Here is a 12,483-nt window from a genome sequence, read left to right as displayed (position 1 = left end):
GGGCGCCCGCGCCGGCCTCAGATGATGCGCGAGAAGCGCGCGCGGTCGAGGTCGACCTGCAGGTTCTTGTCGAACACCATGGCGATGGCGCGCACCAGGAACCAGCCGGCCTCGGTGACCTGGATGCCGGTCGGGCTCAGGCACACCAGGCCCTCGGCGGCCAGGCCTTCGAGCACCTCGAGTTCGCGCGCGAAGTGGTTCTTGAAACTGATCAGGTGGCCGAGTTCGATCGACTCGAACTGCACCTCGCCCTGGCACATGAGCGCCATGATCACCGCGCGGCGCAGGAGGTCGTCGCGCGTGAGCGCGAGCCCGCGCACGATGGGCAGTCGGCCCTGGTCGAGCAGGTCGCGGTATTCCTCCAGCGTCTTGGCGTTCTGGCTGTAGGTGGCGCCGATGCGCCCGATGGCGGACACGCCGAGCGCGATCAGGTCGCAGTCGGGCTGCGTGCTGTAGCCCTGGAAGTTGCGGTGCAGGCGCCCCTGGCGCTTGGCCACCGCGAGCGCGTCGTTGGGCAGCGCGAAGTGGTCCATGCCCACGTAGACATAGCCGGCGTCGATCAGCGCATCGAGCGACATCGACAGCATGCCGAGCTTGTCGCCCGGGCTGGGCAACTCAGCCGCCGAGATGCGCCGCTGCGGTTTGAAGCGCGATGGCAGGTGGGCATAGGCGTAGAGCGCGATGCGGTCGGGCCGCAGCTCGTTCACCTGCGCCAGCGTGCGCGCGAAAGACGCGGGGGTCTGCAGCGGCAGGCCGTAGATCAGGTCCACGTTGACCGACTCGAAGCCGATGCGCCGCGCCGCGGCCACCAGCGCGAACACCTGCTCGGCGGGCTGCACGCGGTGCACGGCCTTCTGCACCGCGGGGTCGAAGTCCTGCACGCCGAAGCTCAGGCGGTTGAAGCCCAGGCGGGCCAGGGTCTTCAGGCGGTCCTCGGTCACGGTGCGCGGGTCCACCTCCACCGAGTACTCGCCGCCGGGCGCCAGCGTGAAGTGGCGCCGCAGCATGGCCATGAGTTCTTCGAGCTCGGCATCGGAGAGGAAGGTGGGTGTGCCGCCGCCCAGGTGCAGTTGCGACACGCTGTGGCCCTGGCCCAGGTGCGCCACCTGCAGCTCCACCTCGCGCGCCAGGTAGCGCAGGTACTCGGCCGCGCGCGAATGGTGTTTGGTGATGACCTTGTTGCAGGCGCAGTAGTAGCAGACCGATTCGCAGAACGGGATGTGCACGTACAGGGACAGCGGAAGGGCCATCGAGCCCGCTCGGCGCTGTTGCAGCGCCTGGATGTAGTCGTTCTCGGTGAACGCCTCCACGAACCGGTCGGCGGTGGGGTATGAGGTGTAGCGCGGCCCCGGCACGTCAAAACGCTTCAGCAGCTCCTCGGAAATGGCGTGGCTCAAGATCGAATCTCCATCAAGGCCCTCACTGTGCGACAGAGTGTCTGGAATTCCCTTGATCCTGGTCAAAAGGTGGTGAACTGATCCGCTGCCGGGGCGCGAAGTCGACACCGTGGGGGGTATGCTGTAACCTTTTGCGAATCCGGACTTTTCTAATGGACGCTCAACGCATCAAAGTCGCCTGCTCGAGCTGCAACCTGCGCGAGCTGTGCTTGCCCATGGGCTTGAACCCCGACGAGATGGACAAGCTGGACAAGGTGATCTCCAAGCGCCGGCGCATCAAGCGCGGCACGGCGCTGTTCAGCGTGGGGGACAAGTTCACGTCGCTGTACGCCGTGCGCTCGGGCTTCTTCAAGACCTGCGTGACAACGGCCGACGGCCGCGATCAGGTGACGGGCTTCCAGATGACGGGCGAGATCATCGGCCTGGACGGCATCGTGAGCGACCACCATTCCTGCAACGCGGTGGCGCTGGAAGATGCCGAGGTCTGCGTGATGCCGTTCGACCAGGTCGAAGAGCTCTCGCGCGAATTCACCACCCTGCAGCACCACGTGCACAAGATCATGAGCCGCGAGATCGTGCGCGACCATGGCGTGATGCTGCTGCTGGGCAGCATGCGCGCCGAAGAGCGCCTGGCGGCCTTCCTGCTCAACCTGGTGCAGCGCCTGCATGCGCGCGGCTTCTCGCAGTCCGAGCTGGTGCTGCGCATGACGCGCGAAGAGATCGGCAGCTACCTCGGCATGAAGCTCGAGACGGTGAGCCGCACCTTCTCCAAGTTCGTGGAGGACGGCATCATCGATGTGAAGCAGCGCTACGTGCACATCAAGAACACCGACGGCCTGCGCCGCATCGTCAATCCTCAGACTTGCGGATGACGAGCAGCGCGGTCAGCGCGCTCGACACCGCCGTCACCCCCAGAAGACGAAGAAGGCCACGGTGTAGACCGCCTGGCGCGACCAGTCCAGCGGCTGGCCGAACCAGTGCAGGTCGCCCGGGTCCACCATCGCGAAGACCAGCATCTCCAGCACCGCCGCGAGCAGGAAAGCCGGCCAGGCGATGCCCATCCAGTGGCGCGCCTGCACCTCAGCGCTCCGGTTGAGGCACCACCGGCGAAGCCGCGTGGTTGCGCGCCTGGTGCGCGGGCTGCAGCTTGATCAGCGCCTCGGCCTTGGCCTGTCCTTCCAGCGCCAGCGCGGCTTCGCGGTCGCGTTCGAACACGGCCTTGTCGAGCACCGGGTCGGCGTTGTTGACCGCGATGAAGGCGGTGATGAGGCTGGCCACCACCACCACCAGCGGGCCGCCCACCACCAGCCACATGTGTGGGACACGCCACCAGGACACCGGCGGCACGGGGGCCGCCACGGCGGGAGAGCTGGATGGGTTCATGAGAGAGCTCCTTCGAGAAGATGGATCGGATCAGCGCGGCACCAGGAAGGCTGCCTTTTCGGAGACGTGGATCGATTCGTCGCCGATGGCGCGGATGTCGAAATGGATCGGGTGCGAGCCCGGGCTCGCGGCATCGGGCGGGATCTGCACCCGCACCGCCACCGCGCGCACCTCGGTGGAGAGCACCTCCACCTCGGCGCTGGAGTCCAGCGCGATGCCGGGCAGGCCGGAGACACCGATGGCGTAGCGCTGCGGCGACTCGGTGGCGTTCATGATCTGCAGGCGGAACACGTTCTCGATGCGCCCCTGCTCCACCATGCGGGCCAGGGCGCCGCGGTCGCGGATCACGTCCACCTTGAGTGGCGTGCGCATGTAAAGGCTCAGTCCCACGGCGAGGGTGATGGCGCCGAGGATCGCGGTGTAGATCAGCACGCGCGGGCGCAAGGCGCGCCGCAGCATCTGCCGCGTGGTCCAGCCGTTGTCCAGGCCGTTCTCGGTGGAGAAGCGGATCAGCCCACGCGGGTAGCCCACCTTGTCCATCACGTCGTCGCACACGTCGATGCAGGCCGCGCAGCCGATGCAGTCGGACTGCAGGCCGTTGCGGATGTCGATGCCGGTGGGGCACACCTGCACGCACAGCGTGCAGTCCACGCACGAGCCCAGGCCGAGGGCCTTGGGGTCGGCCTTCTTCGAGCGCGGGCCGCGCGGTTCACCGCGCCGCGTGTCGTAGGTGACGATCATGGTGTCCCGGTCGAACATCGCGCTCTGGAAGCGCGCGTAGGGGCACATGTACTTGCAGACCTGCTCGCGCAGGAAGCCGGCGTTGCCGTAGGTGGCGAAGCCGTAGAAGAAGATCCAGAACAGCTGCCAGGGCCCCAGCGCGGCGGCCACCGAGAGAGCGCCCAGCTCGCGGATGGGCGTGAAGTAGCCGACGAAGGTGAAGCCCGTCCAGAGCGAGAAGGCGATCCACAGCGCGTGCTTGAGCGAGCGCTTGCCCAGCTTGCTGGCGGACAGGGCCGACTGGTCCAGCCGCAGGCGGGCCGAGCGGTCGCCCTCCACCTTCTTCTCGATCCACAGGAAGATTTCGGTGTAGACCGTCTGCGGGCAGGCGAAACCGCACCACAGGCGACCGGCCACGGCGGTGAACAGGAACAGCGCGAAGGCGCAGATGACCAGCAGGCCGGTGAGGTAGATGAAGTCCTGCGGGTAGAGCACCAGCCCGAAGATGTAGAAGCGGCGCGCCTCCAGGTCGAACAGCACGGCCTGGCGCGCGTTCCACTCCAGCCAGGGCAGCCCGTAGAAAACGAGCTGCGTGATCCAGACCATGACCCAGCGCCAGTTGGCGAACAGGCCCTGGACCGATCGCGGCTGGATCTTCTCGCGCGACGCGTAGAGGGACACCATCGTCTCGTCATCGACGGGGACGATGGGAATGGAGGCTCTGGGCTTGCTGGACGGAATGGTCACGTGGGCTGGCTGGGAGCAGGTGCGAATCGATCAGTTGCCGGCGGCGGCGGCGGTTGCGCCGGCCTTGTTGGACAGGCCCCAGACGTAGGCGCTCAGCACACGGATCTGGTCCGCGTTGAGCTTGCCGGCCTGTGCCGGCATCTGGTTGTTGAAGCCCTTGGTGATGGCGCGCACCACGGCGTCTTCGCCCCAGCCGTGCAGCCAGGTGTTGTCGCTCAGGTTGGGCGCGCCCATGGCGGTGTTGCCTTTGCCGTCCGCACCGTGGCAGGCCGCACAGGCGGCAAAGCCGGCGCGGCCCAGCGCGGCGCGCACCGAGTCGTGCGGGCTGCCCGAGAGGCTGAGCACGAAGTGGGCGACGTTGCGCACGTCGTCCGGCGTGCCCACGGCGGCGGCCATGGGCGGCATGACGCCGTTGCGGCCCTGGGTGATGGTGGCCTTGATCGCCTCGGGCTCACCGCCCCAGAGCCAGTCGCGGTCGGTCAGGTTGGGGAAGCTGCGCGCGCCGCGCGCGTCCGAGCCGTGGCACTGGGCGCAGTTGTTCATGAACAGGCGCTCGCCGATGGCCATGGCCGAGGCATCGCCGGAAAGCTGCTGCGGCGTCATGCCGTTGAACTGCGCGTAGATCGGTGCGATGGCCTTCTCGACCTTGGCCACCTCGGCCTTGTGCTGGCCGTCGGACGACCAGCCCAGCAGGCCCTGGTACTTGCCGAAGGTCGGGTACAGCAGGCCGTAGGCGATCGAGAACACGCAGGTGATGATGAAGAGGTAGACCCACCACTTGGGCAGCGGGTTGTTCATCTCGCGCAGGTCGCCGTCCCACACGTGGCCGGTGGTGTTGTCGGCCGTGGCCTTGACCTTGGTGGTGCCGCTGATCCAGAGCAGGATCAGGCAGGCGATGATGCTGACCACGGTCAGCACGGCCACGTACCAGTTCCAGAATTCGCTGGTGAAGTCGCTCATGACGGTTCTTTCGTGCTGTCGGTGGTGGCTTCGTCCTGGAACGGCAGCATCGCTGCCTCGTCGAAGCGGGACTGGTTGCGCCGGGCCCAGGCCCAGGCCACGATGCCCAGGAAGGTCATCAGGCTGATCACGGTGACGGCGCTGCGCAGGTCATTGATGTCCATGTGATGTTCTCCTTGGCACTCACTTGATGGCGGTGCCCAGCACCTGCAGGTAGGCGATGAGGGCTTCCATCTCGGTCTTGCCCTTCACGTCGACCTGGGATGCGGCGATCTCTTCGTCGGTGTAGGGCGCGCCCAGGGTGCGCAGCACTTCCATGCGCTTGGGCAGGCCGGCCTCGTTCACGGTCTTCTTCTCCAGCCAGGGGTAGGCCGGCATGTTGGACTCGGGCACGAGATCGCGCGGGTTGTTCAGGTGGATGCGGTGCCATTCATCGCTGTAGCGCCCGCCCACGCGCGCCAGGTCGGGGCCGGTGCGCTTGCTGCCCCACTGGAAGGGCCGGTCGTAGACGAATTCGCCGGCCACCGAGTAGTGGCCGTAGCGCAGCGTCTCGGCCTGGAAGGGGCGGATCATCTGCGAGTGGCAGTTGTAGCAGCCCTCGCGCACGTACACGTCGCGCCCGGCGATCTGCAGCGCGCTGTAGGGCTTGAGGCCCTCCACCGGCTGCGTGGTGGACTTCTGGAAGAACAGCGGAACGATCTCGACCAGGCCACCGACCGCGATCACCAGCACGATGAGCACGATCATCAGGAAGTTGTTGGTCTCGATCCGCTCGTGGGTGAAACCCTGGGGCTTGTTGTTGTCGGCCATGGTTGTGGCTCCTCAGGCGTGGACGGGGTTGAGAGCGGGAATGCGGACGTCTTCCACGCGGCCGTTGCGCGCGGTCATCACCGTGTTCCACAGCATCACGCCCATGCCGGCCAGGTACAGCACGCCACCGAGCAGGCGGATGACGTAGAACGGGAAGGTGGCCTTGACCGATTCGACGAAGGTGTAGGTCAGGCTGCCGTCGGGGTTGACGGCGCGCCACATCAGGCCCTGCATCACACCAGCAATCCACATCGCGGCGATGTAGAGCACGATGCCCAGGGTCGCGATCCAGAAGTGCAGTTCGATGGCTGGCACCGAGTACATCTTCTTCTGGCCGTACAGGCGCGGGATCAGGTAGTACATGGAACCCATGGTCACCAGGCCCACCCAGCCGAGGGCGCCGGAGTGCACGTGGCCGATGGTCCAGTCGGTGTAGTGCGAGAGCGCGTTGACCGTCTTGATCGACATCATCGGACCCTCGAAGGTCGACATGCCGTAGAACGAGAGCGAGACGATCAGGAAGCGCAGGATGGGGTCGTCGCGCAGTTTGTGCCAGGCGCCCGAGAGCGTCATGATGCCGTTGATCATGCCGCCCCAGCTCGGCGCGAGCAGGATGAGCGAGAACACCATGCCCACCGATTGCGTCCAGTCCGGCAGCGCGGTGTAGTGCAGGTGGTGCGGGCCGGCCCACATGTAGGTGAAGATCAGGGCCCAGAAGTGCACGATGGACAGGCGGTACGAGTACACCGGGCGCTCCGCCTGCTTGGGGATGAAGTAATACATCATCCCGAGGAAGCCGGCGGTGAGGAAGAAGCCCACGGCGTTGTGGCCGTACCACCACTGCACCATCGCGTCCTGCACGCCGGCGTAGGCCGAGTAGCTCTTGAAGATGTCCACCGGCAGCGCGGCGCTGTTGACGATGTGCAGCACCGCCACGGCCAGGATGAAGGCGCCGAAGAACCAGTTGGCCACGTAGATGTGGCGCACCTTGCGCACGCCGATGGTGCCGAAGAACACGATCGCGTAGGCCACCCAGACGAGGGTGATGAGCACGTCGATCGGCCACTCCAGTTCGGCGTACTCCTTGCCGGAGGTCATGCCCAGCGGCAGCGAGACCACCGCCAGCAGGATCACCGCCTGCCAGCCCCAGAAGGAGAAGGCGGCGAGCTGCCCGCCGAACAGCCGCACCTGGCAGGTGCGCTGCACCACGTAGTAGCTGGCGGCGAACAGGCCGCAACCGCCGAAGGCGAAGATCACCGCGTTGGTGTGCAGCGGCCGCAGGCGGCCGTAGGACAGCCACTCGACGCCCAGGTTGAGCGCCGGCCAGGTCAGCTGCGCGGCGATGATCACGCCCACCAGCATCCCCACCACGCCCCAGACCACCGTCATGATGGCGAACTGCCGAACGACTTTGTCGTTGTAGACCGCCGACTGGCTGGCCCTGTTGGTCACGGACATACACATACTCCTTGCCAATGTCACTGCCGACAGTGTGCGCAGGGAGTTCCTGTTTGGCCTTGACCTAGGTCAAGCGCGCCCTCAATCGCCCTTGAGGATGCGCTCGCCTTCGCGTTCGATGTTGTCGAACTGCCCCGCCTGGAGCGCCCACCAGAACACGCCGATGATGCCGAACACGAGCAGCACGGACAGCGGGATCAGGAGGTAGAGGATGTCCATCGAAAGCCTTCAGTGCCGCGCCAGGCGCAGGGCGTTGCCGATCACCAGCAGCGAACTCGCCGCCATGCCCAGGCCGGCCAGCCAGGGCGGCATGTAGCCGGCCAGCGCGAGCGGCACGCTGACCACGTTGTAGGCCGCGGCCCAGGCCAGGTTCTGCCGCACGGTGCGCAGCGTGGCGCGCGCCTGCGTGAGGGTGTTGACCACGTCCATGACCTGGCCGCCCTGCACGATGAAGTCCGACTGCGACTGCGCCAGCGGTGCCGCGTGGCCGAGCGCGAAGGAGGTGTCGGCGCGCGCGAGCACGGGCCCGTCGTTGAGGCCGTCGCCCACCATCGCCACCTTCAGGCCGCGCGCCTGCAGCGCCGCGATCTCGGCCAGTTTCTGCTCGGGCGATGCGCCCGCGATCACGTGGTCCACGCCCACCACCTGGGCCACCTGCCGCGCGGCGGTCTCGCGGTCGCCCGACAGCAGCCAGGTGCGCACACCGAGCGCGCGCAGCGCGGCCACGGCGGCCACCGCGTCGTCGCGCAAACTTTCTTGCAGAACAAAGCTCGCGATCCAGCCGCGGGCGTCGCTCAGGTGAACGGCAGGCAGCTGCTCACCGGCCACCGAAGGCGGGAGGCCGCAGTACCGGGCCGAGCCCAGGCGCACCCAGCTTCCGTCGGGCCGCAAGGCCTGCATGCCCTGCCCTGCCCGCTCGGTATGCCCCGCCAGTGGAGCCAGGTCGGGCTGGCGCGCCATGGCCTCGCGCGCGATCATCCGGGACACGGGGTGCAGCGAGCCTTCGGCGAGGGCACCCGCCAGCGCCCACGCTTCCGAGAGGCTTGCACCTTCCCGGAGGGTGACCTTCTGCAGCGCCAGGCGGTCGTGCGTGAGCGTGCCGGTCTTGTCGAACACCACCGCGTCGATGCCCGCCAGCGCCTCGAAGGCCTGCAGCCGGCGCACCAGCACGCCGCGCCGCGCCAGCGCGCCGGCCGAGGCCAGCATGGCCGTCGGCGTGGCCAGCGACAGCGCGCAGGGGCAGGTGACGATGAGCACGGCCACCGCCACCGCGAGGGCCTGCGTGTGGTCGATCTGCCACCAGTAGAAGCCGGCCACGGTGGCCGCGAGCAGCACGCAGACGAGGAAAGGCGCCGCGACGCGGTCGGCCAGCACGGCCAGGCGGGGCTTCTCGGTCGAGGCCCGCTCCATCAGCTGGACGATCTGCGCGAAGCGCGTGTCGGCGCCGAGGCGGTCGATGCGCACCCGCACCGGGCCGCCGAGGTTGAAGCTGCCGGCCACCACGCCCTGCCCGGCCTGGAGCGACACCGGGTGCGACTCGCCGGTCAGCAGGGCTTCGTCCACCGTGGCCAGGCCATCGAGCAATTCGCCGTCGGCCGGGAAGGCCTGGCCGGCCTGCACGCGCACGGTGTCGCCCACGCGCAGGCGGCGCAGCGAGACGGACTCATAGCCGCCGTCGGGCTTCTGCCGCTCGCAGACCTCGGGCAGCCGGTTCATGAGGCCGTCGAGCGCGCCGGCCGTGCGGTCGCGCGCCTTGTGCTCCAGGTAGCGCCCGCCCAGCAGGAAGAACACGAACATGGTCAGCGAGTCGAACCAGACCTCGGCGCCCCAGGGGCCGGTGGGGTCGAAGGTGGCGGCCGAGCTGACGAGGAAGGTGACGAGGATGCCGATGGACACCGGCGTGTCCATGCCCACGCGGCCGTGCTTCAGGTCGCGCCAGGCGCTGGCGAAGAAGGGGCCGCTGGCGAAGAACACCACGGGCAGGCTGATCACCCAGCTGGCCCAGCGCAGCAGCTGGGTGATGTCGGGCGGGATCTCGCCGGGCGCGGTCACGTACGCGGGCCACGCGTACATCATCACCTGCATCATGCAGAAGCCGGCCACGAAGAGGCGCCACAGCGCCTGGCGGGTTTCGCGCAGGCGTTCGCTGACCGAGAGCGCGTGCTGCATGGGCAGCAGGCGGTAGCCGGTGTCGCCCAGCGCGCGGGCCAGGCTGGAGAGGCGCGTGCGCGTCGGGTCCCAGCGCAGCGTGAGGCGCCGCGTGGCGGCGTGCACCTGGGCGCGCTGCACGCCGGGCAGGTGCTGCAGCACCGACTCGACCGTGTCGGCGCAGGCGGCGCAGTACATGCCCTGCACCACCAGCACGGATTCGGCACCGGCGCCCTCGCCATCGGGCGCGAGGGCGCGCGTGAAGGTCTCCTGTTCGACGGGGTCGTCCAGGACGGCGAAGTCGTCGGTGACCGTGAGGGAGCCGCGGTGGGTGCCCAGCCAGTCGGCGCGCGGCGGCCATGGCGTGGCCTCGCCTGCCGCAGGGGGCAGGACGGCGGGCGCGGGAGGGGCAGGCACGTGGCTTGCCACGAGCGCTGAGGCGGCCGGGTTCATGGTGGGAGCGTATTCCACGCCGTGCTTCGGGCCATTGACATAGGTCAACACCTCAGGCCCCTGCTTTGTTACCCTGAGGGTTCCGAGTTCAACCACACAAGGAGATCAACAATGTACAAGCGAATTCTCGTGGCGACCGATGGTTCGAAGCTGTCGCAGAAGGCGGTGGAGCATGGTCTGAATCTGGCCGATCTGACGGGTGCCGAGGTGGTGGCGCTCAAGGTGATTCCGCGTTACCCGCAAACCTATTTCGAGGGTGGTGTGGCGTTGGCGGCGGCCGAGGTGGCCCGCATCGAGAAACAATGGCAGGAAGAGGCGCTGGTGGCGGTGAATGCGGTGAAGTCGGCCGGGCAGTTGCGTGAGGTGAAGGTGAAGCCGGTGACGGTGAAGTCCGATCTGGTGGCCGAGGCGATCATCGCGGCGGCCAAGCGCAACAAGTGCGATCTGATCGTGATGGCTTCGCATGGGCGTCGGGGCATCAAGCGCCTTTTGCTGGGCAGTGAGACGCAGCAGGTGCTGACGCATTCGCACATTCCTGTGCTTGTTCTGCGCTGACGTTTTTTTGGGGTGATACCTCGCGGGAGTCAGGGGCAGTGGGCTCTGCTCCGCGGGTGTCCCCCGGCGGCTGGTGCCGCCTCCTCCTTTACCCCGCTGCGCAGAGCCCACTGCCCCTGACTCCGCAAAAGCATCGGCGTGCCAACGTTCCGAACCACCCGTAGGTCCTCGGTGACCGGGGTGGCCGGCGCAGCGAAGTCAAGGAGGAGAACCGGCGAAGCCGGTTCGGGGGACATGAGCGGAGCCGGCCACCCCGGTCGCCGAGGACCGCTGCGGCCGGAGAAAACAGTCAGGCGAACAAGCCCTTGTACTGATCCCGAAGAAGGTTTTTCTGCACCTTCCCCATGGTGTTGCGCGGCAACTCCGCCACCACCACACAGCGCTTGGGAATCTTGAAGTTGGCCAGCCGCGCCTTGAGCGCGGACACCACCTCATCGGGCTTCACCGAAGCCCCGGGCTTGGTGATCACCACCGCCACCCCCACCTCGCCGAAGTCCGGGTGTGGCACCCCCACCACCGCGCTCTCGGCCACGCCCGGCATCTCGTTGATGTAGCCCTCGATCTCGGCCGGGTAGACGTTGTACCCCCCGGAAATGATCAGGTCCTTGCTGCGCCCGACGATGCTCACATAGCCCCGCTCGTCGATGCGCCCCACATCGCCCGTCTTGAAGAACCCATCGGCGGTGAACTCCTCGGCCGTCTTCTCCGGCATGCGCCAGTAGCCCTTGAACACATTGGGCCCGCGCACCTGGATCGCACCGATCTCGCCCACCGGCACCGGTTTCGTGTCCTCGTCCACCACCCGCAGCTCGTTGCCCGGCAGGGGAAAGCCCACGGTGCCGCCGCGCCGCTCGCTCTCGCCACCGAAGCGCGCGTCCGCCGCATAGGGGTTGGAGGTGATCATCACCGTCTCGCTCATGCCGTAACGCTCCAGGATGGTGTGGCCCGTGCGGGTCTTCCACTCCTCGAAGGTCTCGATCAGCAAGGGCGCGGAGCCCGAGATGAACAGGCGCATGTGGGCCACCTGCTGTTTCGTGAGGCCCGGTTCGGCGAGCAGGCGCACGTACAGCGTGGGCACACCCATGAACACCGTGGCGCGCGGGAACAGCTCCAGCACCGCGCGCGGCTCGAACTTGTTGAGCCACAACATCGGGCTGCCGTTGATCAGCGCGCCGTGGATGGCCACGAACAGGCCGTGCACGTGGAAGATCGGCAGCGCGTGGATCAGCACGTCGCCCGGTTTCCAGCCCCAGTATTCGCGCAGCACTTGCGCGTTGCTCAGCATGTTGCCGTGCGACAGCATCGCCCCTTTGCTGCGGCCGGTGGTGCCGCTGGTGTAGATGATCACGCCCAGGTCTTCGGCGCGGCTGTGTGCTGGCGTGTGCTCGGCGCTGTGGTGCGCGGCGCGCTCCAGCAGGCTGCCGGTGCGGTCGTCGCCCAGCGTGAACACGTGGCGCGTACCGGCCTTGAAGGCGATCTTGGACACCCAGCCGAAGTTGGCCGGGCTGCAGACCACCACGGCGGGTTCGGCGTTGCCGATGAAGTACTCGATCTCACCGGCCTGGTAGGCCGTGTTGAGCGGCAGGAACACGTGGCCCGCGCGCAAGGTGGCGAGGTACAGCACCAGGGCCTCGACCGACTTCTCCACCTGCACCGCGATGCGCGAGCCTTCGGGCAGCTTCATCGAATCGAGCAGGTTGGCCATCATGGCGCTGGCGCGGTCCAGGTCGCGCCAGGAGTAGCGCAGGCCGGCATGGGCGCCGCCCACCGTCTCCACGGCGGTGCTGTCCAGATCGGCGGGAAAGGCCGCGCGCAACGCGGCGTACAGGTTGTGGTTCATGGTGTGGGAACG

Annotated in this window: 12 protein-coding genes and 1 pseudogene; 2 read left to right on the top strand and 11 right to left on the bottom strand. The window is 67.6% G+C overall.

The window, feature by feature from the left end; genetic code table 11:
- Window positions 1–17: 17 nt before the first annotated feature.
- Entirely contained in the window at window positions 18–1,397 is a 1,380-nt protein-coding gene (gene hemN, locus ABSY19_RS26590; protein ID WP_382157320.1) for an oxygen-independent coproporphyrinogen III oxidase, read from the bottom strand.
- Between the two features lie 152 nt (window positions 1,398–1,549).
- Between hemN and fnr the strand changes: the two genes are divergently transcribed.
- Window positions 1,550–2,269, top strand: a complete 720-nt coding sequence (gene fnr / locus ABSY19_RS26585) for a fumarate/nitrate reduction transcriptional regulator Fnr (RefSeq protein ID WP_382157318.1) — start codon at window positions 1,550–1,552, stop codon at window positions 2,267–2,269.
- On the opposite strand, the pseudogene ABSY19_RS26580 reads toward fnr, so the two are convergent.
- The 9 genes and pseudogenes from ABSY19_RS26580 to ABSY19_RS26540 all read right to left on the bottom strand — a co-directional run bounded on the left by ABSY19_RS26580 (window position 2,247) and on the right by ABSY19_RS26540 (window position 10,076).
- Window positions 2,247–2,458 (bottom strand): annotated as a pseudogene (locus ABSY19_RS26580) (hypothetical protein). The gene fnr and the pseudogene ABSY19_RS26580 overlap by 23 nt on opposite strands.
- A 19-nt stretch (window positions 2,459–2,477) precedes the next feature.
- Window positions 2,478–2,780 carry a nitrogen fixation protein FixH gene (locus tag ABSY19_RS26575; protein WP_382157317.1) on the bottom strand — a complete coding sequence of 101 codons (303 nt, stop codon included), beginning with the start codon at window positions 2,778–2,780 and terminating at the stop codon, window positions 2,478–2,480.
- A gap of 30 nt (window positions 2,781–2,810) precedes the next feature.
- Complete coding sequence (ccoG, locus tag ABSY19_RS26570) at window positions 2,811–4,184, bottom strand: cytochrome c oxidase accessory protein CcoG (RefSeq protein ID WP_382163956.1); 1,374 nt, start codon at window positions 4,182–4,184, stop codon at window positions 2,811–2,813.
- A gap of 93 nt (window positions 4,185–4,277) precedes the next feature.
- Window positions 4,278–5,207: a cytochrome-c oxidase, cbb3-type subunit III gene (gene ccoP, locus ABSY19_RS26565; RefSeq protein ID WP_382157315.1), complete on the bottom strand. Its 930-nt coding sequence runs from the start codon at window positions 5,205–5,207 to the stop codon at window positions 4,278–4,280.
- A complete protein-coding gene (locus ABSY19_RS26560) occupies window positions 5,204–5,371 on the bottom strand; it encodes a cbb3-type cytochrome oxidase subunit 3 (protein ID WP_382157313.1) in 168 nt (55 codons plus the stop codon). The genes ccoP and ABSY19_RS26560 overlap by 4 nt, the downstream gene beginning before the upstream one ends.
- 19 nt (window positions 5,372–5,390) lie before the next feature.
- The gene (gene ccoO, locus ABSY19_RS26555; RefSeq protein ID WP_382157311.1) at window positions 5,391–6,017 is read right to left on the bottom strand and encodes a cytochrome-c oxidase, cbb3-type subunit II; all 627 of its coding nucleotides are present in this window, start codon (window positions 6,015–6,017) and stop codon (window positions 5,391–5,393) included.
- A gap of 12 nt (window positions 6,018–6,029) precedes the next feature.
- Window positions 6,030–7,475: a cytochrome-c oxidase, cbb3-type subunit I gene (ccoN, locus tag ABSY19_RS26550; protein WP_382157309.1), complete on the bottom strand. Its 1,446-nt coding sequence runs from the start codon at window positions 7,473–7,475 to the stop codon at window positions 6,030–6,032.
- 81 nt (window positions 7,476–7,556) lie between these two features.
- Window positions 7,557–7,694 (bottom strand): cbb3-type cytochrome oxidase assembly protein CcoS, encoded by a 138-nt coding sequence (gene ccoS, locus ABSY19_RS26545; RefSeq protein WP_204735344.1) that lies wholly within the window; start codon window positions 7,692–7,694, stop codon window positions 7,557–7,559.
- A 9-nt stretch (window positions 7,695–7,703) separates the two neighbouring features.
- Window positions 7,704–10,076 (bottom strand): heavy metal translocating P-type ATPase, encoded by a 2,373-nt coding sequence (locus ABSY19_RS26540; RefSeq protein WP_382163954.1) that lies wholly within the window; start codon window positions 10,074–10,076, stop codon window positions 7,704–7,706.
- A 111-nt stretch (window positions 10,077–10,187) separates the two neighbouring features.
- Between ABSY19_RS26540 and ABSY19_RS26535 the strand changes: the two genes are divergently transcribed.
- The gene (locus tag ABSY19_RS26535) at window positions 10,188–10,631 is read left to right on the top strand and encodes a universal stress protein (RefSeq protein WP_291118227.1); all 444 of its coding nucleotides are present in this window, start codon (window positions 10,188–10,190) and stop codon (window positions 10,629–10,631) included.
- A gap of 289 nt (window positions 10,632–10,920) precedes the next feature.
- Here ABSY19_RS26535 and ABSY19_RS26530 read toward each other — a convergent pair whose 3' ends face one another.
- Window positions 10,921–12,471, bottom strand: coding sequence for a malonyl-CoA synthase (locus ABSY19_RS26530; RefSeq protein ID WP_382157307.1), 1,551 nt, complete (start codon window positions 12,469–12,471; stop codon window positions 10,921–10,923).
- Between the last annotated feature and the right edge of the window lie 12 nt (window positions 12,472–12,483).

The organism is Hydrogenophaga sp. ANAO-22, from assembly GCF_042466645.1.
Taxonomy (GTDB): domain Bacteria; phylum Pseudomonadota; class Gammaproteobacteria; order Burkholderiales; family Burkholderiaceae_C; genus Hydrogenophaga.
This window is presented reverse-complemented; position numbering and strand designations above follow the sequence as displayed.